Origin of the sequence: Paenarthrobacter sp. AB444 (assembly GCF_028736865.1) — a bacterium.
GTDB classification, from domain to species: Bacteria; Actinomycetota; Actinomycetes; order Actinomycetales; family Micrococcaceae; genus Arthrobacter; species Arthrobacter nicotinovorans_B.
The window spans coordinates 189,537-211,695 of the sequence record NZ_JAQZBY010000007.1; the positions used below are offsets into that span (position 1 = coordinate 189,537).

At 58.0% G+C, this 22,159-nt stretch carries 17 protein-coding genes; 9 read left to right on the forward strand and 8 right to left on the reverse strand.

Annotated elements, in window-relative coordinates; translation table 11 throughout:
* Nucleotides 1-147: 147 nt before the first annotated feature.
* The 4 genes from PQ627_RS11035 to PQ627_RS11050 all read right to left on the reverse strand — a co-directional run bounded on the left by PQ627_RS11035 (nt 148) and on the right by PQ627_RS11050 (nt 5,590).
* Complete coding sequence (locus tag PQ627_RS11035; protein ID WP_274260923.1) at nt 148-771, reverse strand: LPXTG cell wall anchor domain-containing protein; 624 nt, start codon at nt 769-771, stop codon at nt 148-150.
* 173 nt (nt 772-944) lie between these two features.
* A complete protein-coding gene (locus tag PQ627_RS11040) occupies nt 945-2,126 on the reverse strand; it encodes a DUF4012 domain-containing protein (protein WP_274260974.1) in 1,182 nt (393 codons plus the stop codon).
* 678 nt (nt 2,127-2,804) lie between these two features.
* Nucleotides 2,805-4,118, reverse strand: coding sequence for a UDP-glucose dehydrogenase family protein (locus PQ627_RS11045; protein ID WP_274260925.1), 1,314 nt, complete (start codon nt 4,116-4,118; stop codon nt 2,805-2,807).
* Between the two features lie 35 nt (nt 4,119-4,153).
* A complete protein-coding gene (locus tag PQ627_RS11050; protein ID WP_274260927.1) occupies nt 4,154-5,590 on the reverse strand; it encodes a sugar transferase in 1,437 nt (478 codons plus the stop codon).
* Nucleotides 5,591-5,962: 372 nt separating this feature from the next.
* Between PQ627_RS11050 and PQ627_RS11055 the strand changes: the two genes are divergently transcribed.
* The 5 genes from PQ627_RS11055 to PQ627_RS11075 all read left to right on the forward strand — a co-directional run bounded on the left by PQ627_RS11055 (nt 5,963) and on the right by PQ627_RS11075 (nt 12,432).
* Nucleotides 5,963-7,060, forward strand: coding sequence for a glycosyltransferase (locus tag PQ627_RS11055; RefSeq protein WP_274260929.1), 1,098 nt, complete (start codon nt 5,963-5,965; stop codon nt 7,058-7,060).
* Nucleotides 7,048-8,283: a glycosyltransferase family 4 protein gene (locus tag PQ627_RS20010; RefSeq protein ID WP_443192752.1), complete on the forward strand. Its 1,236-nt coding sequence runs from the start codon at nt 7,048-7,050 to the stop codon at nt 8,281-8,283. Before PQ627_RS11055 ends, PQ627_RS20010 begins: the two co-directional genes overlap by 13 nt.
* A complete protein-coding gene (locus PQ627_RS11065; protein WP_274260931.1) occupies nt 8,283-9,392 on the forward strand; it encodes a glycosyltransferase in 1,110 nt (369 codons plus the stop codon). The genes PQ627_RS20010 and PQ627_RS11065 overlap by 1 nt, the downstream gene beginning before the upstream one ends.
* Before the next feature lie 87 nt (nt 9,393-9,479).
* Nucleotides 9,480-9,902 carry an acyltransferase gene (locus PQ627_RS11070; protein WP_274260932.1) on the forward strand — a complete coding sequence of 141 codons (423 nt, stop codon included), beginning with the start codon at nt 9,480-9,482 and terminating at the stop codon, nt 9,900-9,902.
* Between the two features lie 1,141 nt (nt 9,903-11,043).
* Entirely contained in the window at nt 11,044-12,432 is a 1,389-nt protein-coding gene (locus tag PQ627_RS11075; RefSeq protein WP_274260934.1) for a hypothetical protein, read from the forward strand.
* A 449-nt stretch (nt 12,433-12,881) separates the two neighbouring features.
* On the opposite strand, the gene PQ627_RS11080 is transcribed toward PQ627_RS11075, so the two are convergent.
* A complete protein-coding gene (locus PQ627_RS11080; protein ID WP_443192753.1) occupies nt 12,882-14,456 on the reverse strand; it encodes a polysaccharide biosynthesis tyrosine autokinase in 1,575 nt (524 codons plus the stop codon).
* Between the two features lie 206 nt (nt 14,457-14,662).
* Here PQ627_RS11080 and galE point away from each other — a divergent pair, with 206 nt between their 5' ends.
* Nucleotides 14,663-15,679: a UDP-glucose 4-epimerase GalE gene (gene galE / locus PQ627_RS11085; RefSeq protein ID WP_274260938.1), complete on the forward strand. Its 1,017-nt coding sequence runs from the start codon at nt 14,663-14,665 to the stop codon at nt 15,677-15,679.
* 68 nt (nt 15,680-15,747) lie between these two features.
* Here the strand turns inward: galE and wecB are convergent, their stop codons facing one another.
* From wecB to PQ627_RS11100, 3 genes are all read right to left on the reverse strand, one after another.
* Complete coding sequence (wecB, locus tag PQ627_RS11090; protein ID WP_443192755.1) at nt 15,748-16,890, reverse strand: non-hydrolyzing UDP-N-acetylglucosamine 2-epimerase; 1,143 nt, start codon at nt 16,888-16,890, stop codon at nt 15,748-15,750.
* 99 nt (nt 16,891-16,989) lie between these two features.
* The gene (locus PQ627_RS11095; RefSeq protein ID WP_274260943.1) at nt 16,990-17,538 is read right to left on the reverse strand and encodes a YdcF family protein; all 549 of its coding nucleotides are present in this window, start codon (nt 17,536-17,538) and stop codon (nt 16,990-16,992) included.
* Nucleotides 17,535-17,999: an Lrp/AsnC family transcriptional regulator gene (locus tag PQ627_RS11100; protein WP_274260945.1), complete on the reverse strand. Its 465-nt coding sequence runs from the start codon at nt 17,997-17,999 to the stop codon at nt 17,535-17,537. Before PQ627_RS11100 ends, PQ627_RS11095 begins: the two co-directional genes overlap by 4 nt.
* A gap of 172 nt (nt 18,000-18,171) precedes the next feature.
* Here PQ627_RS11100 and pdhA point away from each other — a divergent pair, with 172 nt between their 5' ends.
* The 3 genes from pdhA to PQ627_RS11115 are packed head-to-tail and all read left to right on the forward strand — an operon-like array spanning nt 18,172 to nt 21,937.
* The gene (gene pdhA, locus PQ627_RS11105; RefSeq protein ID WP_274260947.1) at nt 18,172-19,365 is read left to right on the forward strand and encodes a pyruvate dehydrogenase (acetyl-transferring) E1 component subunit alpha; all 1,194 of its coding nucleotides are present in this window, start codon (nt 18,172-18,174) and stop codon (nt 19,363-19,365) included.
* Nucleotides 19,362-20,450, forward strand: coding sequence for an alpha-ketoacid dehydrogenase subunit beta (locus tag PQ627_RS11110; RefSeq protein WP_274260949.1), 1,089 nt, complete (start codon nt 19,362-19,364; stop codon nt 20,448-20,450). Before pdhA ends, PQ627_RS11110 begins: the two co-directional genes overlap by 4 nt.
* A 2-nt stretch (nt 20,451-20,452) precedes the next feature.
* Complete coding sequence (locus PQ627_RS11115; protein ID WP_274260951.1) at nt 20,453-21,937, forward strand: dihydrolipoamide acetyltransferase family protein; 1,485 nt, start codon at nt 20,453-20,455, stop codon at nt 21,935-21,937.
* Nucleotides 21,938-22,159: the final 222 nt, after the last annotated feature.

Genomic DNA, 22,159 nt, shown 5'->3' on the forward strand with positions numbered 1-22,159 from the left:
ACTTGATGCGCCACCCACGCCTTCTCCAATGTCGCCCCATAGTCCCTATGGATACCACATGAGACTTCCTCGGGGAAATGGATCAAAAAAAGGGTGGTTTGCCAACAAGACTCCCGTTGGCAAACCACCCTACGTGGCTCAAGTCGCTTAGGCAGAAACCTCGGTGCCCTTAGCGCGACGCCGAGCTACTACGACAGATGCCGTACCAGCCGCCAATGCGCCTGCGCCCACGAGAGACCACAAGATAAGGCTTGAGTCAGCGCCGGTGTTTGCCAGCGGCACACCGCCAGTATTCGCCAGGCCAGTTCCCGTGCCGGTACCGGCGTTGCCGCCAGTGTTGGACAGAGCCGCACCGCCGACGACGACTGTGACGGGTCCAACGGTGACGCCAGAGGAGTTGCCCGTGGCGGTGACAGCGTATGCACCCGGCTCATTGATGACGATAGATGCCGAGAATGCACCGTTTCCATCAGCCGTGGCCGACAGAGTGGACGGGGCCAACGGAATGCGAGCAGAAACCGAAAGGCTACCGGCCGAAACGCTGCCGCTGGCCGCCGGTGTCCCCGTCGGCGTGACGGTGATCGTGATGCCTTCGCCCGGGGTGAAGCCAGTGCCACTGAAAACAAATGCTTCACCCGGTGCCACGGAAGCATCGGAAACAGCGACGGAGGTGTTTGGTGCCGGGTAGTTGGCGTTATTTGCTACGGCCGGAACTGCGCCGAGAAGTGCGATGGAGCCTGCAAGCGTTAGCGCTGCAAGAGATTTCCTCATGTGTGTCCCCCCTGAGACCTTTGTGGTACGACGTGGTGTTGGAGATTTCCGAGACCCTACGAGACCGTAAGTGAAATCTCATTTTGCTGCCCACGTAGAACTTACCATTCATAGCTTCCCTGCGGCAAAGAAAATCAAGACCCGTTACAAAGCCTTAACGCATTTGCCCTCGTTTATTCACACTGCGACATGCTGGCCGGGTGTATCACGTCCTTGACTGGCTCAGTTGTAGGTGTGACAACGATTTCCGGTTGCGCATCCTGCACGATGTGACCGAAATTGAACTCCAGTGTTGTGCTTTCCCCAGGGGCCAACCGGACAGTGGACGTTCCGACGGCTCGTTGATTGTGCCGCTGCGCAGCGAAGGGAACCTTCGCGCCGTCCTTAATCACGGTGTCAATATTTGATTGAACAGGCCCGTAGGCCACGATGTTGGTCTGGACACTTCCCGCTGGGACCCCGTAAATTCCGGCACCCGTTACATAAGTGGGCAGTGAGGTGGCTGCATCCAAGGGCGCACTGTTCGTGCTGGTGACTCGGATGGCGACCTCGCGGTATCCGTCTCGTGTGCAGTCCCTGACGATCTGAACAGTACGCTTAATCCAAAAGTCCATCTTGGCGCCAGTGCCGTCATTGAAGTAGACGCCAAACTGTGCAGGTGAAACGCTTGAACCCGAAACTTGCCCACCGATGGAGTACTTGGCGATGGTTCCCTGTTCAGTAGTTTTCGCCGACCAAAGCAGGATACGACGTTCGGCTACACCCTTCGAGATACTGTCGACTAATCGCTTGGGGTCACTCTTGCCTGCGGAGACCGCTGAGAAAATCTCTTGGGCTGCACTGGCAAAGTAAACGTCCTGGCGGGCGGGTTCCTTTATAGCGGCGTAAACGTCAGAGAGCAACGTCTGCACTACGTTCTTGCTGCTCAGTTCAGCGGGAAGGCCTTCACCGATACTTTTCACGAGGGGGTCGTTGATCTTGACGGGCCCAGTTGCATCAAGCAGGAAGCTGAGCGCTACGGGATCGAGAGAGACCACTCCATCGAGTTGTTGGCCCGTTTTGGACTCCCACATAGCTTTCGCTGTGCTGGCGCTAGTCGGAAAATCAGGGGTTAGGTTGACATCCTGCATGAATTTGCCAACCCGCGCCGAGTAGATGGCCTGTTGCTCTGCCCCAATGGATATCGGGGGATTTGTTGTACCTAGGGCACTTGCGCTCGTTTGAGATTCAAGCTTTAACCGACCCTCACTGAAGCTGAGCACGGCCAGTGCACCTGGGATGCCGCCAGTCGCTCGGGACTCAGCGTTGTTCTGCACCAGTAGCAAGTATCGCCGCGGGCCGTCATCCCCCAGCATTGCTGGCGCAAGTCGCGCCGCGTCTGCTGCTGAGTCCAATTCTCGACTGAGCGTGTTTAGTTCGCCGCGGGCATCAAGTAGGGGAGCGGACAGCTGGGGAACTAGGTCTCCAGCCTGAATGCTATTTAGCCTATTGCTCGACTCTCGCACTGCGTAAGCGGCGGATTGCACCTGCGGCGCGGCTTTTCTCAGAGGGGAAAGATCCAGTCCATCTGAGGTCGGCATAAGGGACTGCCAGTTTAAGGACTGGAAAGCCTGCACCAGCGGGACGGCCCCCAGGCGTGCAACATCATCTGCTGCAGTGGCGATTTCTCCTGCAGCCTGAAGATTGGGTCCAATCCATGGAAGTATCGACGCTGCCTTCCAGATTGGATCCTCAGTTGCTTCGCGAGCAGTACTCGTGTGCTGGGCTAGGGACTGAACGGTGCTACTCGCGGCGCTGGGGTCATCTGTTGACAGCTCCGCCTTGAGCGTAGGAAGTAGCCCTGTAGCCGACTGCAGTTCAGTCTTAACTGTTGTGACTTTGGCGGCTATCCAGCCTGTCACGGCCAACACAACTAATGCCGCAACCGCAGTGAGAAGACTTGCGAGAAGAAGGCGCTTCCGCAGCTTCCGTCGAGACGTGGCCCTTTTTCCCGTGCTCGGTCTCTTCTGAGCGTCCTTGATTTCGGTCATGAGCTATGGTCGTCCGAGACCGCGATAATGCCACCCTGCTGCGCGCCACTTGGCGGGATCGAGGACGTTTCGTCCGTCCAGAATTCGCGGTGTCGCCATGGATTCCTTAAGTAGATGGGGGTCGAGGTCTCGATATTCCTGCCATTCTGTAAGCAGCAAAATGGCTTCCGCATTTCGAACTGCCCGCTCAGGATCTTGCACATACTGTAGTTCCGGGAACCGCAGTGCCGCGTTTTCTAGCGCCTTGGGATCGGTCACGGTGACAACTGCGCCTTGGAGCTGCAGCTGAGCGGCAATACTAAGAGCCGGCGAGTCTCGAACGTCATCGCTTTCCGGCTTGAAGGCTGCTCCCAAAACAGTTAGGCGCTTACCGAGGAGGCTATTGCCGCAGAGCTCTCTTGTGAGCTCCACGACACGTGTTCGGCGACGCATGTTGATGGCATCGACCTCTCGGAGGAAGGTTAGAGCCTGATCTGCACCGAGCTCGCCGGCCCGAGCCATGAATGCCCGTATGTCCTTTGGCAGGCATCCTCCCCCGAAACCGATCCCCGCTTGGAGAAACTTGCGACCGATTCGGTCGTCCATCCCGATTGCCTCGGCCAGATGAGTGACGTCTGCACCCGCTGCATCGCATAGTTCGGCCATAGCGTTAATGAATGAGATCTTGGTCGCGAGAAAGGAATTGGCAGCGGTTTTCACAAGTTCCGCCGTAGGAAGGTCCATAACCAACCTCGGCGCACCAGCGCCAAGTGGCGACGCATATACCTCGTCGAGTACTTGCACAGCAGGATGTTCTTCGGAACCGTCGTTGACGCCGTACACAAACCTGTCGGGTTGAAGGGTGTCAGACACAGCATGCCCTTCACGAAGGAATTCGGGATTCCATACAAGGTGAGCGTCAGGCTGATGATCCGTCACCAGCTCCGCCAGACGAGCAGCAGTACCGACCGGCACCGTTGACTTGCCTACCACTACGTTACCCGGAGCTAGAAAGGGGAGGAGGTCAATAAGGGCGGCGTTGACATAAGTCATATCAGCGCCATTTTCCCCCTTTTTTTGTGGCGTTCCCACGCAGATGAAGTGAACGTCACTCCCGGCGGCTGCCGCCATATCAGTAGTAAACGCGAGGCGCCCGGTCTCCTGGACGCTTTGCAGAAGAGTGTCCAGGCCCGGCTCGTAAAAGGGAGCTTTCGCGGAGGAAAGAGCCGCGATTTTATTCTCGTCTACATCGATTCCCACAACCTGATGGCCGAGTTTTGCCATGCATGCTGCGTGCACAGCGCCAAGGTAGCCGCAGCCGATTACTGAAATACGCATTGTCGTTCCTTCTGCAGTTCTCTGCGGGGAGTGTTCTAGTAGGCGCCGGTGCTTTGAAACACGGCACGGACGGTGCGAAGCAGGATGACGAGATCGCCGGCGAGAGACCAGTTCTCTACGTAGTAAAGATCCAAACGCACAGAGTCTTGCCAAGAAAGATTGGATCTGCCACTAACCTGCCAAAGGCCTGTAAGACCAGGCTTTACAAGTAAACGCCGACGGACGTCTTGCTCATAGGCTTCAACTTCGCGAGGGAGCGGGGGGCGGGGACCAACCAAACTCATCGACCCGCCGAGAATATTGAACAGTTGAGGCAGCTCATCAAGACTGTATCTCCTCAGAATCCCACCGATGCGAGTAATGCGAGGATCATTTTTCATCTTGAACAGCACGCCCTGTCCTTCATTTTGGTCCTTGAGACTAGGAAGGAGTGCCTCGGCGTCCACAACCATGGAGCGAAACTTGAGCATTTGAAAGTGACGTCCCTCCATCCCGACCCTGTCCTGCTTGAACAAGACTGGTCCTTGGCTGTCGATTCGGACTAGGACGGCCACAACAGCCAAAATCGGTGAAGCCAAGATAATGAGCATTCCCGAAACCACGATATCGAACAGCCGCTTTGCTACGCGCTGACCGCCTTCTAACGTGGGGGTAGTTACGTGAACAAGAGGAAGACCGGCGACTTGCTGGGTGTGAATTCGGGGCCCGGCAATATCCGTTAGCGCGGGAGCCATGATAAGCCCGACATTTCGGGATGCGAGCTCCCAGCCCAACTGCCGAAGAGTGTGGGGGTGAAGCTGGACTCCCGCTGAAACGGCTACTGCATCAGCCGCGCAAGTTTCGATGGCTGACAGGACAGACCGAGTGTCACTTCCATGACCGAGGATGGGCAACCCTGATTCTGGCTCGATAGCAAGCGAAGTTTGGTCCCCGGGGGTATAAGCGGCCACCGGAAGATATCCAGCGTGTTTAGCTCGATGTAAAGATGAGGCTAGATGGGCGACGGCACTGGGGCCGCCCAAGAGCAGCAGGCGGGACATGCTGTCACCCTTTTGTCGCGCGAGACTCAAATGCTGTCGAAGAAGCCACCGGGCGAGAAGGAGCCCTGCGAGGCCGACGGGAAGAGCAATACCCACATAACCACGTGCTGTTTCAATCCTGAAGACGTAGGAAATTATTGCAACTAGACCAAAAAGCCATAGTGAAGCGGCTGCTACTCTTTTGTACTCATCTGGCCCCGAGCCGAGGATGCGGCTTTGTCTGCTGTTCCAGGCCCCGAGCATGAGCCACCAAACAATCGCCAAGGCAATCGAGAACCATAAGTAATTAGCGCTGTCATCCGACACTGAAGAGTCAGATTCGAGGCCGAATCGAAGGATGTAGGCGCCGCCTACGGCCCATGTGACAGTGAACGCATCAACCGCTTGAAGGCGGCGTGAAGTACGCACCCGCCAGTCCGGTAACGGCCCCATATGATGTCCCCATTGTTGTAGTAGATTCGCCGGTCACTAGCGGCAATCAAGTATCAGCGAGGCTCGGGAGAGCCCGGCGGAAAGATATAAGCACGTCCATGACATCATGACTATAGCTGCCCGGAGGCCGCACTTCGGGTTCCAGCTTCGGAAGATCGTCTGTTCTGAATTTTTCAGTCATCGAAGCAGCTTCTGTTGCGTGCCCTTAAGGGCAGTTTCCCACTGACGTGCTGGGTGAACTATCCTATGACTCGGTGGCACCGGTCATCTAGCGCCTTGAAATCTCACGAATGCGTGCCAGTTCAAGACGAGCGCTACCTGTGTGGGGCAGGTGTGCGATGCGCCGAATAATAACACTGCGGGGGGTCTCTTTTGTCCGGTCTGATTGTTCATGAATGGCTTGAAAAGCATGGCGGCGCCGAATCTGTGGTTGAGCAGTTCGGCGAGTTGTACCCCGCGGCTCCAATCTTCTGCTTGTGGGACGACTTCCCGGAACGATTCCGTGATCGGAGAGTGCGGGAGTCGTGGCTTGGAGCCACACCGCTTCGGAAGTCTAAACCACTAGCTCTACCCTTCATGCTTCCTACTTGGCGCCGGATACCGGCAACTGAAGTTGAATGGGTACTTTGCAGCTCACATCTGTTTGCGCATCATGCGAGGCTTTCGAATCACGACTCAAGCGTTCGAAAGTACGTGTACGCTCATACTCCTGCGCGTTATATTTGGAGTCCTGAACTCGATAAGCGCGGCCAGGGTTTTCACGCCAAAGCGGCTGCATCTCTGCTTCGTGGCATTGACCGAAAGCGAGCCGGTGAAGCCACCGCCATCGCTGCAAACAGCGAGTTTGTAAAAGCTCGAATTGAAGCAACATGGGGTCAAGAGGCATCCGTCATCTTTCCACCCGTCGATGTAGCCTACTTCGCAGAGGATGGCGCAGAGTCCAGACTAAGCGACGCTGATCTGCTGACAGTGGATGCTCTGCCCTCACAGTTTATTTTGGGTGCATCGCGTTTTGTTCCGTATAAGGGCCTGGACAAGGTCATAGAGGCTGGCGAAGCAGCGGATATCCCTGTCGTTTTGGCTGGTGATGGTCCGGAGTTTGAAAGTCTCCGACAACGGGCGGAGGCAGCGCGTGTTCCTGTGCATGTCCTACGCGCTCCATCTAGGCCTCTTTTGCGCGCTCTATATAAGCGAGCGGCAGTTTACGTATTTCCAGCAATTGAAGATTTCGGCATCATGCCTGTCGAAGCTATGGCCTCCGGAACACCCGTCATTGCCAATCGGAGGGGTGGTGCTGGAGAGAGTGTTGAGCATGGCAGATCAGGTATCCTCTTGGATGACTTCAGCGCCAGTTCGCTGAGGGCTGCTGTCGGTGATGCTTTGGTATTGAGCTCGGACGCCGCGCGGACACGGGCTGAATCTTTTGATCAAAAAGTCTTCCGACGACGTATCGCAGAATGGATGAACTAGCAGTGGTGGACCGCCCAGATCGATTACAAGTCTTGCACTTGGACCACACTGTAGAGGCTGGCGGGGCTGAACTTGCGCTCCTTCGACTCGTCAAGGAAGCACGTGACTGGAATCCTCGGGTGTTGCTTCCCAAACAAGCCCCTCAAACGGGGCTGGGTGTCTTTGCCCAAGCTGATCCAACTGTAGCGGTACACACCGTTGGTCCCATCCAAACGCCCGGGGTTTCGTCGCGGAAGTCACCAAGGTCTATTCTCAGATTTGCTAGGCAGTTGATCGGTCAAGCGTGGGCTATTCGCCGTTCAGACGATTTTCACGAGGCGGCTGTAGTGCATGCCAACACGTCACGATCGAGTCTTTATGGTGCCCTCGCCTGCCTGGGAACCGACAAAAAGCTCGTTCTTCATTTAAGGGATCATGTGTCCCCCGAAAGTATGGGCAGCGCAGGGTTCTGGGCATATCGTTTAGTCGCCCTGAGCCGGGCAAATGCCCTGATAGGAAATTCAAGGTCGACATTGGCCACCGCACTGCGCCACGTTCAGTCGAGGCCCTTGTACACGTCAGTTATCCCGAGCCCGATTGGCGATCAATTCTTTCAGGTGCCCCTGAGCCCACCGTCGCAGGTCTCGGAACGTGGCTTGAAGATTGGCATGATCGCAAGGATCGACCCTTGGAAAGGTCAGTCACTTCTCCTTGAGGCGTTTGCAGACGCCTTTTCTACGGGTACCCACGAGCTTTACTTCGCCGGGGGCACTCTTTTTGGCCACGACAACTACTTACAAGAGCTTAAGAATGATGTCGCCCGACTAGGCCTCGAGGGGCGAGTGCATTTCCTAGGGCACGTGGCCGAGGTCAGTGGAGTCATATCTGACTTCGATGTTTGTGTTCAAGCCTCTGTCCGCCCAGAACCTCTCGGCCAAAATGTCTTGCAGTATCTAGCGGCGGGTAAGGCAGTCATCGCATCCAACGAAGGTGGGCCCACGGAATGGATAAACCATGGAGTCAATGGACTCTTGTTTGAAGCGAGAGATATGAAATCCCTTTCGGCAGCGCTAAGCCGGGTTTCTAATGAGCCTGGGCTATTCGGTCGTCTGCAGTCGTGTGCACGAAGTACTGAGGGATTGATGCTCGACAAGCAGGTTGCGGCAGAGCACTACAGAGTCTTCCGGGATCTCATGGAGCTGAAGACACGATCAGAGCCCGGCCTCCGAGAAGGAAGTCTGTGATGGCTCAAACCAAGCCAACAAACCGTAACTCGTTGCCGGATGCAAGCAACCAGCCTGTTCTTCTGGTTTGGTCGTCGCCCTCAACAAAGGGCGCTGGCGCGTACCAGCTTTGGGAAAACTACAGAGCTCCTCTCTCGAATATCATCCCTAGGGTGTGTGTGCTTCGTGGGCACGATGAAGCGGACTCCGTAGCGAACCCACAGATCAAGCTAAACTACCGTTCCGTTTGGTGGTCGCTTACTAAATTCCGAAGCATTTTAAAGCGAAATAATGTTACCCATGTTGTGACCTCTATTTCTCAGGCAGACATAATATTTGGATTGATCGTTCGCCATTTTTCCAAAGTCCACTGGACTGTATACGTCCTTGGTCAGCCGTATCCGGTGCTAGGGCAAACCGGCCGTCTCAAGCGATCGATCTGGAAACAGCTATGGCTCATCGCCGGTCGTCGTGCGGACCGGATAATCGCCGTGAGTGATTACATTGCCGGGATCATCTCGGATGGAGTTCCCAATGCTGATATAAGGACTGCCTATCCTTCTATCCTTAATGCGAATGCTAGGCCAACGTCTGTTGTAAGTTCCGATGTGAGCCTGTTGAGAGTAGGTTTTGTCGGACGCCTTTCTCCTGAAAAGGATCCACTGCTGTTTTGTAGCATTACCAATGGTTTAGTGGAAGTTTCTGCAAAGATATATGGAGATGGTCCGCTGAGGCCTGAGGTTGATCGATTAGCCTCTGACATTGAGGTAATGGGATTTAGATCGCAGGAAGAGATATACAGCGGCATAGATGTATTAATGATGACATCCAAATCAGAGGGATTGCCTATGGTGCTCGTTGAAGCCAGCTTCTACGGGATCATTCCGCTCGTGGCAGATGTTGGCGGTTGCGCCGAAGCCATTCATCCTGATAATAGACAATATCTGGTCGTGCCGCGGACTGACCGTGATGATATCGCAGTTTGGCGCGCTCGTCTGTTGCTTCTTGCTGATGCAGAGTTGAGGAATGTACTGGCGATGCGGCAACTTGATTGGGCACGATCAAAATTCGATCTTGCCGTAAACTCGCGGACTCTGGCGAGCCTGCTCGTAGCTGAGGACGGACAGTAAATGGTAGGTATAAAACTCAGGTTGCTTGGTCTTCTTGATGAGCGTGTTCTGCGGCTTCTGCCGGGCCGGGCTGCCAGAATACTTCGCGTGAGTTTGCTGCGAAAAGCAGGCGCAACTGTTGGTAACAATGTAGTTATTGCGCAAGGTGTGCGGATCCTTGGAGCTACCAAACTGACACTAGAGGATGATGTTTCTATTGCGCGCGGCACTGTCCTGGACGCGCGAGGGCAGCTAACGCTACGCCGTGGCGCCCTAATCGGTTTTGAATCCATCATTCTGACGTCTACTCATAATTCCGGACATGCAGACCTGCCGGTTCATGAGCAAGGCATGTTTTTTGGACCTGTTACTATCGGTGCTTGTAGCTGGCTTGGTGCTCGTTGCATAGTGCAGCCAGGGACTAGCATTGCAGACAACTCGATTATTGGCTCCGGTGCAGTAGTAACTAAGAACCTAGACAAGTCCGCTATTTACGCGGGTGTGCCCGCTCGCTTCATCCGAGCGAGGTAGTGATAGTTCTGCGTAGAGCTATAGGCAGCCCGTACTTTGCACAACTTCTCAGTCTTGGCGGGAGTGCTGCGCTTACATTCTTTAGTGCGCTATTCCTCTCGCCTGGGGACCGCGGATTGGTTGCTATCTTTCTGGCGATCCTAAGCATCGGCAGCTATGTGGCGTGCCTAGGAGTGCAGTCGGAAGTCCTCCAGAGTGCTGCGAATGATAAGTTATCCGTGGCAGATGCAATAATCCGAAAGCACATCCCGTTACAGTTTCTGTTCGCGGTTGTTTTAGCAATTGCGTTGATACTTTTCAAACCGTTTAAGGGCATGTCAGATGTCTTGGCCCTTTGGGCTTGCGCCGGAGTGCTGACAGGCTCCCTCTTCAATAACTTGAGCTGGCGCCAGTACGGGTCGGGCAGGTTCTTCCTTAGTACAGCTTTGCGGGGATTTATACCACTCCTAACTCTTGGTGTCGCTTTCGGCATGCACCTGGCCGGCGGCGTCAGCGCAGAAGCTATCGCAATGACCTACGCATTTCTTCAACTAGGGTCTCTTTTCCTGGTGATTCCTTGGCGTTGGGGCGGCGAGCCTAAAGCTCATGTAAAGATGCTGGCCGTCTACAAGCAGTCAGGTGGGTTCTTCTTATGTCAGACGGAGTCCTTGGTTCTCGCAAGAACGCCAGTCCTTGCATCGGGTATATGGCTTGATCCGAGGCTGACTGCGGTGATATCAATAAGCTTGAGCTTGGCGGAACTCCAGGCGAGTCTCCCTCAGATGAGGTCGGCAATCTCGTTCAAGGAGGCTAGCGCTTCTGAGCGACCTCAGCTTACGAGACGCCAACTGAGCCTTTCCCTTCGAGCTTTGTTGCCCGGAACAGCAATTGTCTTAGTTCTCGCCTTCGTCGCCCGTGAGTTTCTAGACGAGGCCTATTCTGATCTACCTCTATTCGTCGGGCTGCTTACCCTCGGTGTAGCCATGCAAGCGGTGGGTGCGTCAGCAATCAATATACTGACTGCGCGGCGAAGTCTTGGTTCGGTAATTGTCATAGAGCTGTTAGTGATTGCCGGGGCTTGGGCTGCCCTAACTCCATTTGCTTTGGGGCATGTCGCAGTCGGACTAGCTTTGTGGTCCTGTATCGTAGCGTTGGGGCTCATATGGATCATTATGTTGGCGATGAAGCGTATGAGAGGTCGGCATTTGTGAAAGAACGCGAATCCCTAGTTGCGCTGGCGTTTTCTGTCGTTACTGCTCTCCTGCTTGTGGTTTGTGGAGTGGGCCCAGGTCTGGGCCGCTATCTTCCGGTAATCAAGCCGGTCCTAAACTTAATTCCTGATATCTGTGTCGTCCTGCTTGTGATACTGGCAATTTTTGTGCCCAGGTACAACACTCGGTTCACAAACGCTGGCAGAGTGGCTTGGTTGTTCATTCTTCTCTGTTTGCTAGTAGCCATCCCGTCCATAGCCACCCTGGCTGTGCAGGGTGTCTACGGACTGAGAAGCATGCTTTGGGGCCTGGTGATCGCCTTGCTCCTACAGACGAGTCCACTCCCTATTCGGTCACGCACTCGAATTCGTCGTGTGTTGATCGGGGTCCTCGTTACAAATATGCTTGTGGCCTTGTTTCAAGCGGTCGTTGGACTAAATGCTGTGGAGTTACAGAGCCTAGTTGAGGCTGGTTCTAGTTTCCAGGTGGGTTCTCAGACCCGTCTCTTGGGCCTACAAGCAACCGGGCAAGAACTGTCTATGGTGGCCGGAAGCGCCTTTGTTTGGGTCTGCGCAGTCGTAGTTGTCCGCGGGTTCAAGCAGGTCGGCCTGTTCATGTTAATCTTGGGCGGTACTTCAGCGGTCGTGACACTAGTTGTGCTCCAGCGGAGTGCCCTGATTGGAGCATTAGCCGCCATCGCGATCCTTGTGCTCGGCATCGGGACCCAAGCCGTCAACAGTGGTGGCCGGGCCGTTCGCCGTATTGCTTCTATCGCAGGAGGATGCATCTTTGCCGTGGTCGGGCTAGCCCTAGTAGCACCGGACAGGGTGGACCTTGCGTTGGCCCGCTTCCAGTCTTTGTTCGGGTTATCGACTGATTACTCATTCAGCGTGCGACAAGAGATCACCCTACCCGTTGCGCTGAGACTTATCGGTGAGCAGCCGCTAGGTTACGGCCTGGGTGCGTCAGGCCCAGTGGCATCTAGTTTTGCACCTGCCGGTCCGCTGGCTGCCTATCCTCTTGGCGGTCTAGCTGCTGACAACGGCTACCTTTTCGTAGCCCTGCAGGTAGGTTTGCCAGGACTAGCCGTTTTCGTTCTTCTTCTCGCCTTGTGGGTGTGGGATGGCGGTTTTGTGGTTCTTCCGCCACAAGACAGAATGCCCCCCAGAGCTGTTGTCAGCTTTCTGGCGGCCATCATGCTCTCGGGATCTTTTTGGGGACTCACGGGCTCTATGGCCGTCATTGCCGTGCTGGCGAGCCTCGGGTCATGGAAGCCACCAGAGGGCGGGCCGCCGTCCTTCAGCGTCTCATCGCCGTCCAGGCGTACGGAGTTTGTTTAGTTTCCGTTCGAATCTTTGTCGCTCACACACTATAGGGAGCGGTTGCGTTGATGGCTAGTCCGTAGGAGCCATGCCACCATCTGAAGCGCTGCTGCAACCGAGCCTGGAGATTCAGCCACCGCGTCTCTTGGCCGGTTCCGATGGATGGCCGCGGGATGTAAGGGCAACCCATTTTGTGCGGCGAGGTTGATCTGCACACTGTACGGACTCAGGGGAATAACTGACGGGCAGGGCGTGCCACGGACGTTGTTTCTCTCTGAGCACGGTATCGGCCATCAGGTCGAAACCCAAATGACAGAAGGTGCATGCCATTCATCGAGACGTGACCGGTAGGCATAGCACCCCCACCTGCTTTCGGCTTGCAGGCAGGCGATGCGCCGGCGCTGCGGAGTGTCCAGTCGAGTAGCGGAACCCCCTCCGCAGCAAGGTGCCTTTTGCACCACGGATGATTACTGGTGGATCCGAGCCGAAGGGAACGTAGTCGCTGAGCGCTTCGTTTGCCGTTGCTCATTACTGAGACTGCGGTCGTTTATAAGCGAATCTTCAGCCGCTAACGGAGCACGCAAACTATCAGTCGTCGCTCCAAGCGTAGGCTTGCTCGTCTGCGTATCATCGTTTTTGGTTGCATAGTAGCTATAGGCGTAGGCGTCGGGACCCTTGGTTGGTAGGAGGTTCAACGCGATGCCAAGGATGTTCGCCCCAACCATTTTGAGAGCACCTAGTGATTGTTCAAGGTTTTGTTGCCTAAGTTTGTGAGATCCCACAACGAGAATCACGCCGCCAACGTGTTGAGAAAGCACGGCTGCGTCGGTCACGGGCAACAAAGGGGGTGCATCGATAATGATGGTATCGAAGGTTTCCTCTAGTCGGTCGATGAGTCTCTTCATGAGAGCTGAGCCGAGAAGCTCGCTCGGGTTCGGGGGTATCTGACCGGAGGTCAACACATAGAGATTATCTTGTCCCCAAGGCTGCAAGAGTTCTTCGACGTCCGCAGATCCAACTAGAGCGGTAGTAAGGCCCGCATTCCGGTCCAAGCCCAGGTATTCGTTGATCATGGGCCGACGTAGGTCCGCATCAACCAGGCAGACCGCTTGGCCAGCCTCAGCCAAGGAGATCGCCAGATTGGTAGCCGTGGTGCTCTTTCCCTCTCCGGGCAGGGACGACGTGACTAGGACGGTCTTAGCGCTGTCTGCCGCATTAGCGAACTGCAGATTTGTTCGCAGCTGGCGGTATGACTCAGCGCGTGGACTTTGGGGTGCGGCCTGGGTCAGTAGTGGTTTGCGCTCTGCATCCGGGTCGAATGCGATCCCTCCCAAAACGGGTTGGTCGGTTATCCGTCGTAGCTCGGCTTCACCACGAATCCTAGTGTCCAGCCGTGTTCGTAAAATGGCGCCGGCCGCTCCCAGTCCCAAACCGACAACTAAGCCCAAGACTAGGTTCAGTTTGGTATTGGGCGCTGTTGCCATGGCGGGGGCTACGGCAGGCTTAATAACCGAAACGTTGAAGGGAGAGGATCCGCCTGTCTGTGGCTTCTCAAGACGCCCGATGGTGTCGATTAAGCTGGTTGAGATCGCTTGAGCAATCGCAGCCGAGCGTACAGCGGAACCATCCGTGACAGCGATGTTGATCAAGACTGTGTTCAGATCTGCGGTTGCTTTGACCGATTTACCTAGTTCTTCGGCGCTCATATCAAGTCCTAGGGAATCAATGACTGGCTGGAGAACTATAGGGGAATTGACAGTTTTAACATATGACTGAACCCGCGCTTGACTAAAGGTGTTCCCTTGCTGGAGCTCTTGGACCGTGCCTGTGTTCTGGATTGCGACGAAGAGCTGGGTCTCAGCAGTGTATGTGGGCTTAGCCGCAAGTGAGAGGCCCCCACCGACGAGAAGTCCTAGCAAAGTTGCTGAAACGAGAAGGATCCAGTTGCGCCGCATTGTGCGCACGTAATCGCGAAGGTCCAAACCTGAGTCCCCTTGTATAGTGTCTGGTAACGAGCGCCTGTCAAGCCCACGATGGTACAAAGTCTACCGGCCATCCGGACCGCTCCGTACTCTTGAGTCGTAACCTGGAAACCTCAAGTCTCCCTACCACCCACAGCGATTTGTCAATTGTGTTGGTAGAAGGGACGCCGCACACCCATCTGAGACTGGCACCAGAAGATGACGAAACGAGATCGAATTTTGCAATCACTTTCCGGCGATTTGCTTCGAACTTTTAGGATGTCCTCATGAAGATATTGGTCACAGGCGGCGCCGGTTTCATCGGTTCCCACACCGTACTCGTCCTTCTGCAGGAAGGGCACGACGTAGTCGTCCTCGACAATCTTGCTAACTCGAGCCGCGAGTCTTTGCGCCGCATTCAGGAGCTGACGGGGATGGACCTAGCATTCGAGCAGGTTGATCTTTTGGACGTCGCTGCACTCCAAGAAGTGTTTAGCATGTACAGCTTTGACGCGGTGATTCACTTTGCGGGTCTAAAGGCCGTAGGTGAGTCCGTGGGGAATCCCCTTAAGTACTACAACAACAACGTCGTTGGGACTCTCAACCTTTTACGCTGCATGGAACTTTCGGGCGTCAGGCACTTAGTGTTCAGTTCTTCGGCCACGGTGTATGGCGATTCACCCCACGTTCCTTTGGCTGAAAAGCTACCAATGAGCGCTACTAATCCCTACGGACGAACTAAGGAACAGATTGAGGATATACTCACTGATCTTTGTGCTTCCGATGAACGGTGGAGCGTGGCGCTTCTAAGGTATTTCAATCCCGTGGGTGCACACGAGTCCGGGCTTATCGGTGAGTCCCCTCAGGGGGTTCCTAATAATCTCCTGCCGTACGTAGCCCAGGTTGCTGTCGGGTTGCGTGAGCGGGTTTTTGTCTTCGGTAGTGATTATTCGACGCCTGATGGCACTGGAGTCAGGGATTATATCCACGTTATGGATTTGGCTGACGGACATCTCGCGGCTTTGACATACATCCGTCAGAGAACAGGAATCTTCCGGTGGAACCTCGGGACGGGCAAGGGGATATCCGTTTTGGAAGTCATTGATGCTTTCAGTCGGGCGGCTGGGCGCCCGATAGCCTATGAGATTGTGCAACGGCGGCCCGGCGATGCCGCAGTCAGCTACGCCGACCCTTCTGCAGCATTGGCCGATTTAGGGTGGTCTGCTCGCCGAGGTTTGGATCAAATGTGCCAAGACCACTGGCGTTGGCAGGCAGCAAACCCCAATGGCTTTGTCTCGCCATGAGTTCTTTTCCGATCGAGATGTGATCGGCCCGCAGCCTATATTTGAATGGGAAACCCCGAGTTCCTGCCCTACCCCACCCGCTCCATCCCGAACTCCTCCACGCGCCGGCCAACACCCAAAAGCTCCGCAATAGCCGCAATAGTGCGCTCCGCAGCCAACCCATCCCCATACGGGTTTACGGCGTTCGCCATGGCCTCAAAGTGGGAAGTGTCGTGAAGCAGCCGGCTCACCTCGGCCACGATCCGCTCCTCATCCGTGCCGATCAGGGCAACCGTCCCAGCCTCAACGGCTTCGGGGCGCTCAGTGTTGTCGCGCATTACCAGGACGGGCTTGCCCAGGCTCGGTGCTTCTTCCTGGACACCGCCGGAGTCGGTCAGGACAACATGGGCAAGGGAGAGCATCCTCGTGAACTCGCCATAGGCCAACGGTTCCGTAACCAAAACATTCGGCTTCCCGGACAAAGCAGGGAGCACCGCCTCACGGACCACGGGGTTCTTGTGCGCCGGCAGCACGATCGTCAGCTCGCGTTCGGCGTCGGCGATCCGGGCCAATGCCCGGCCAACACCGCGCATCGCATCGCCTTGGTTCTCGCGGCGGTGCGTCGTCACCAGCAAGATACGTCGCCCACTGGCAGCAAGCGCCTCCAACGCAGGATCAGAGAACGGCACCTGCCTGTCCACCGTGGTCAGCAGCGCATCAATCACCGAATTACCAGTCACCACGATGTCCGCGGCCGAAACACCCTCGGCCAGCAGGTTCGCCCGGCTGGTGGTCGTCGGGGCCAAGTGCAAGGATGCGATCTGGCTGGTGATCTTGCGGTTCGCTTCCTCGGGGAAGGGGGAGAGCAGGTTCCCGCTGCGGAGGCCGGCCTCCACGTGGACCACCGGAATGCCGTGATAGAAAGCAGCGATGGCGCCGGCAGTAGAGGTGGTGGTGTCGCCCTGGACAATCACCGCGTCTGGCCGGCCGGAAGCAAACAAGGTGTCGAGCCCGCTCATCGTGCGGGTCATGATGTCCGTGAGGGATTGGCCGGGCTGAAGAATGTTGAGGTCGTGGTCCGGGGTGATCCCAAAGAGCTCATTGACCTGGTCCAGCATTTCGCGGTGCTGCCCGGTGACCGTCACTACGCACTCAAACAGCTCCGACTCCATCAATGCGCGCACAATCGGGGCCATTTTGATGGCTTCCGGCCGCGTCCCAAAAATAGGCATGATGGTGTGCACGTATTACCCCCATAAAGACCGGCCCGAAGGCACCAGAAACTAGTGCAATCCTAATCGCTCAAAAACACCCGAAATTCACCAGAACCCTTAGCATTCCGGGCGAATCCATACATCGAAAAGCCCCCCGGTTTCCACCACGAACCGCCACAACCAACCGGCAGGGGAGAGCTGCGGTTCGGTGCCCACCATCTGCACGTCCGCAGCGATGCATTGCTTCATCAACGTGCCGGCCCTGAGCACGTGATAATCGGACGTCACCACAGTCACCGATTTCCATCCTCGCTCCGCCGCCAGCGCCCTGAGACGGGCAGCTTCACCACGGGTGTTCAGCGGATCCGGACGGAAGCAGTCAAGATGGGCGTCGCCGTCGTGCGTTTGGCAGTACTCATCCGAACCGGCGTTGGCGGGCAGGCCTGTGGTAACCACCACCAGGTCCGGAATGTCCAACTGCTCCCGCAAAGACAAGCCCGCCGGGAGCCGCTCGTCGCTCATCCCGCCCAGCACCACAATCGCGTCGGTCCGCTGGGGAGTGGCATGGGGCGGGTTATGGAAGAGCTGGTACGCCCCAATAAGCCACAGCAGCCCGGCGAGCACGCCGGCAATAAGTGTCCAGGCAACCTTCCGTCGGAACGTCACCGGGTATCGACGTCTTCGAATACCAGGAACGTCTGCGTATCCAGGATGCCCTCCATGGACTGAAGCTGGTCGAAGATCACGCGGCGCAGATGGATGTTGTCGGTGGCGCGGACCAGGAGGATGACGTCGAAGTCGCCGCCCACCAACGCAATGTGATGGATCTCCGGGATGGCCCGCAGCTGCTCCTTCAGCTCACGCCACGAATGCTGCTGGACCTTCAACGTCACGTACGCGGAGGAGCGCAGGCCGGCTTTGATGGGATCCACCAGTGCCGTGAACTTGGTCAGGACGCCCTCGCCGGTGAGCCGGGCAATCCGGGTATAGGCATGCGCGCGGCTGATGTGCACGTTCTCCGCCACCTGGGTAATGGACATGCGCCCGTCGGTGGTGAGCTCACGGATGATGTCCCGGTCCACACTGTCCAGCGGTATGGCGGTCTGCTCCGCCTCCGTCTCACTCAAAGCACGCTCCAATTCGTCTACAGCACGGGCGCGTAACCCAGCTCACAAATACAATCTGTCTTTCAGAATACCCAGTTCAGGCAAGGGCTTCCATGATTTGGCGGAAAGCTGGATACGAAACTTCGCCGGGGAACATACTGGAAGCACATAGTGGCTAGAGAAGGACGGACCAATGACGATCCACGCAGACCACTCTGCGCCCGAAACGGCTGTAGAGGACCAGGCTGCTGACGTTCGGACAAAATTCGGCATCAGCGTTGAGGACTACATGCTCCCCGCCCGGCACCAGATCCAAATGGTGAACCCGGACGGCACCCTCCGCCCGCACGACGAGCAAGGCACCGAACCCGGCCACGAGTACCCCACGCCCAGCGATGCTGAACTGATGGCCGCTTACGAGCAGCTCGTCGTCGGACGCCGCGTCAACGACCAGAACTCGGCGCTGGTCCGGCAGGGCCGCATGGCCGTCTACCCCTCAAGCCACGGCCAGGAAGCCTGCCAGGTGGCAGCTGCCATGTGCCTCAAGGAAGGCGACTGGCTGTTCCCCACCTACCGCGACGCCGTCGCCGTCATGACCCGCGGCGTGGACCCGGTTGAGGTGATGACCATCTTCCGCGGGGACTGGCACGGCGGGTACGACCCCAAAGAGCACAACGTCGGCATCCAGTGCACGCCGCTGACCACCCAGCTGCTGCACGCCGTCGGCGTCGCCCATGCCGCCAAGCTGCGCGGCGAAGACACCGTGGTCATGGCCATGTGCGGCGACGGCGCCACCAGCGAAGGCGACTTCCACGAGGCACTGAACTTCGCCGCCGTCTTCCACCTGCCCGTCATCTTCTTCGTGCAGAACAACAAATACGCCATCTCGGTCCCGCTGAGCCACCAGTCCGTGGCGCCGTCGCTGGCCCACAAGGCTGTCGGCTACGGCATGGCCGGTGAGCGTGTGGATGGCAACGACCTCGTCGCACTGCTCGCCGTCATGGACCGCGCTGTGAAGCTGGCGCGCGAAGGATCCGGACCGCTGCTGATCGAGGCCCACACCTACCGCATGCAGGCCCACACCAACGCCGACGACGCCACCCGCTACCGCCCGGACAGCGAAGTCGCCGAGTGGCAGGCCAAGGATCCGCTGACCCGTATGAAGTCGTACCTGACGGACAAGGGCCTGTTGGATGACGCAGCATCCTCGCGCATTGCGTCGCATGCTGAGGACGTTGCCACCCAGCTCCGCGAAGGCCTTGGTGAGGACGTTCCGGTGCAGCCGCTGGACCTCTTTAAGTACGTCTTCGACAAGCAAACCCCGCAGCTGAAAGAACAGTCTGAGCTGCTGGCTGACGAACTCGCCCGCGAGGAGGGTGCAAAATGACCATCACCACGTCCGTGAACGGAAACGTCAGCGCCGCCACCGCCAGTGCCGCCGCCTCAGCCGCAGCGACCGCCGAGGCGAGCGGCCCGCAGAGCCTCACCATGGCCAAAGCACTCAACACGGCAATGGCCGACGCCATGCGCGCCGACCCTTCAGTCCTGGTCTTCGGCGAAGACGTCGGAATGCTCGGCGGCGTCTTCCGCATCACCGACGGCCTCATGGCCGAATTCGGCGAACAACGCTGCTTCGACACCCCGCTGGCCGAGTCCGGCATCGTCGGCATGGCCGTGGGCATGGCCATCAACGGCATGCGGCCCGTCATCGAAATGCAGTTCGACGCCTTCGCCTACCCGGCCTTCGAACAGATCGTCAGCCACGTCGCCAAAATGCACAACCGCACCAAGGGCAAGCTCAAAATGCCCATGGTCATCCGTGTTCCCTACGCTGGCGGCATCGGGGGAGTGGAGCACCATTGCGACTCCTCCGAGTCCTACTACGCCCACACCGCTGGCCTGAAGGTCTACACCCCGGCCACCGTTGCCGACGGCTACCGCATGCTCCGCGAAGCCATCGACTCCGATGACCCCGTGATGTTCATGGAACCCAAGAAGCTCTACTGGTCCAAGGACCAGGTGGACTTGGGTGCCTTGCGCGCAGAGCACGACGCCGGAACCTCCACCGAGGGCCGCGCGGCTGTCGCCCGTCCCGGCACGGACGCGACGCTCATCGCCTACGGCCCGTCCGTTCCCACCGCGCTCGCAGCCGCAGCTGCCGCCGCCGAGGAGGGCCGCTCGCTCGAAGTCATCGACGTCCGCACCATCGTCCCCTTCGACGACGAGACCGTCTGCGCGTCCGTACGCAAGACGGGACGCGCCGTCGTGATCGCCGAGGCCCACGGCTTCGCGTCCGTGTCTTCCGAAATCGTGGCCCGCGTCCAGGAACGGGCGTTCCACTACCTGGCCGCGCCGATCCTCCGGGTCACCGGCTTCGACGTCCCGTTCCCGTCTCCCAAGTTGGAGCACTACTACCTGCCAAGCGTCGACCGCATACTCGACGCCGTCGACGACCTTCAGTGGGAGGACTAACCATGAGCTCAGATCTGCAGGTATTCCGTCTGCCCGACCTCGGCGAAGGCCTCACCGAAGCCGAACTCGTGAACTGGCTCGTGGCCGTGGGGGACCAGGTCAAAGTAGACCAGCCCATCGCCGAAGTCGAGACCGCCAAGTCCATGGTGGAGGTGCCCTCGCCGTACGCCGGCACCGTCGCCGAACTGCACGGGGAGGCCGGCCAGACGCTCGACGTCGGCAAGCCGCTGATCTCGATTGCTCGCGTTGGTGCGGGGTCGGGTCCGGGTCCGGTTGCTGGCTCGGCTGCTGCTGCCGGCGCGCCGGCTGCTGCCCCGGCGGCTGCTGATGATGCTGTGTCTACTGGTGTTCCGGCCTCGGCTGAGGTTTCCGCAGCTGCCGAGACGTACCGGACCGAGGAGAAGGCTGGCTCGGGGAACGTGCTCATCGGCTACGGCACGCCTGGGGGAGCCACGGGTGGCCGGACCCGACCGCGGAAGGCGAGTGTCGCCGTCGTCGAGCCTGCCGCTGTTCCTGAGGCGTCGTTTGAGCCGGCTGTGGCCGGGACGCGTATCCCGGGCAAGCTCAGCGCCGTCATTTCCCCGCTGGTACGGAAGATGGCGCGTGACCACGGTGTTTCGCTGGACTCGATCGAGGGTTCGGGCGCCAGTGGGCTGATCATGCGCCGGGACGTTGAAGCTGCGATTTCTGCGCCGGAGGCTCCGGCTGCTTCGGCTCCGGCTCCTGCTGTTCCGGCTGCCGCCTCCGCTGCCGAGGGCTCCGTTGATGGCCGGACAGGTCTGGCTGTGTCGGCGCGGACGCCTGTTCGTGGAGTGCGCAAGGCCGTAGCTGCGAACATGACGAAGAGCCGTTCTGAGATCCCCGAAGCGACCGTGTGGGTGGACGTCGATGCCACGGCGTTGCTGGAGATGCGTGCCGAACTCAAGAAGCGCGCGCCGCACGATACCCCCGGTCTGTTGGCCTTCATCGCTCGTTTTGTCACGGCTGGGTTAAAAAAGTACCCGGCCTTGAACACGCGCTTTGAAACTGGAGTTGACGGGTCCCAGGAGATCGTGGGCTTCGACGGAATCAACCTCGGCTTCGCTGCCCAGACCGACCGCGGACTCGTGGTTCCGTCTGTACGGAACGCGCACACGATGAGTGCCCGCGAACTGGACGCCGAGATCCGGCGACTCACCGCCGTCGCGCGTGACGGAAAGGCGACCCCGACGGAACTGGGCTCCGGCACCTTCACGCTGAACAACTATGGCGTGTTCGGCGTCGACGGTTCCGCGGCGATCATCAACTATCCCGAGGTCGCGATGCTCGGAGTGGGCCGCATCATCGACAAGCCCTGGGTAGTCAACGGCGAGCTGGCCGTCCGCAAGGTGACCGAGCTTACGCTGGCGTTCGACCACCGCGTGTGCGACGGCGAAACCGCCGCAGGCTTCCTCCGCTACGTAGCCGACGCCATCGAGAACCCCGGCGGCGCCCTGGCGGACATGTAGCCCCGGCCCTCGCTCACATCCCCCGGGCTTGAGCCGAACGCTCGCTCACATCCCCCGGGCTTGGGCGGCACGCTAGCTCACATCCGCGGGCTTGAGCCGAACCCTCGCTCACATCCCCCGGGCTTGAGCCGAACGCTCGCTCACATCCCGCGCTTGAGCCGAACGCTCGCTCACATCCCGCGGGCTTGAGCCGAACCCTCGCTCACATCCCCCGCTAAAACA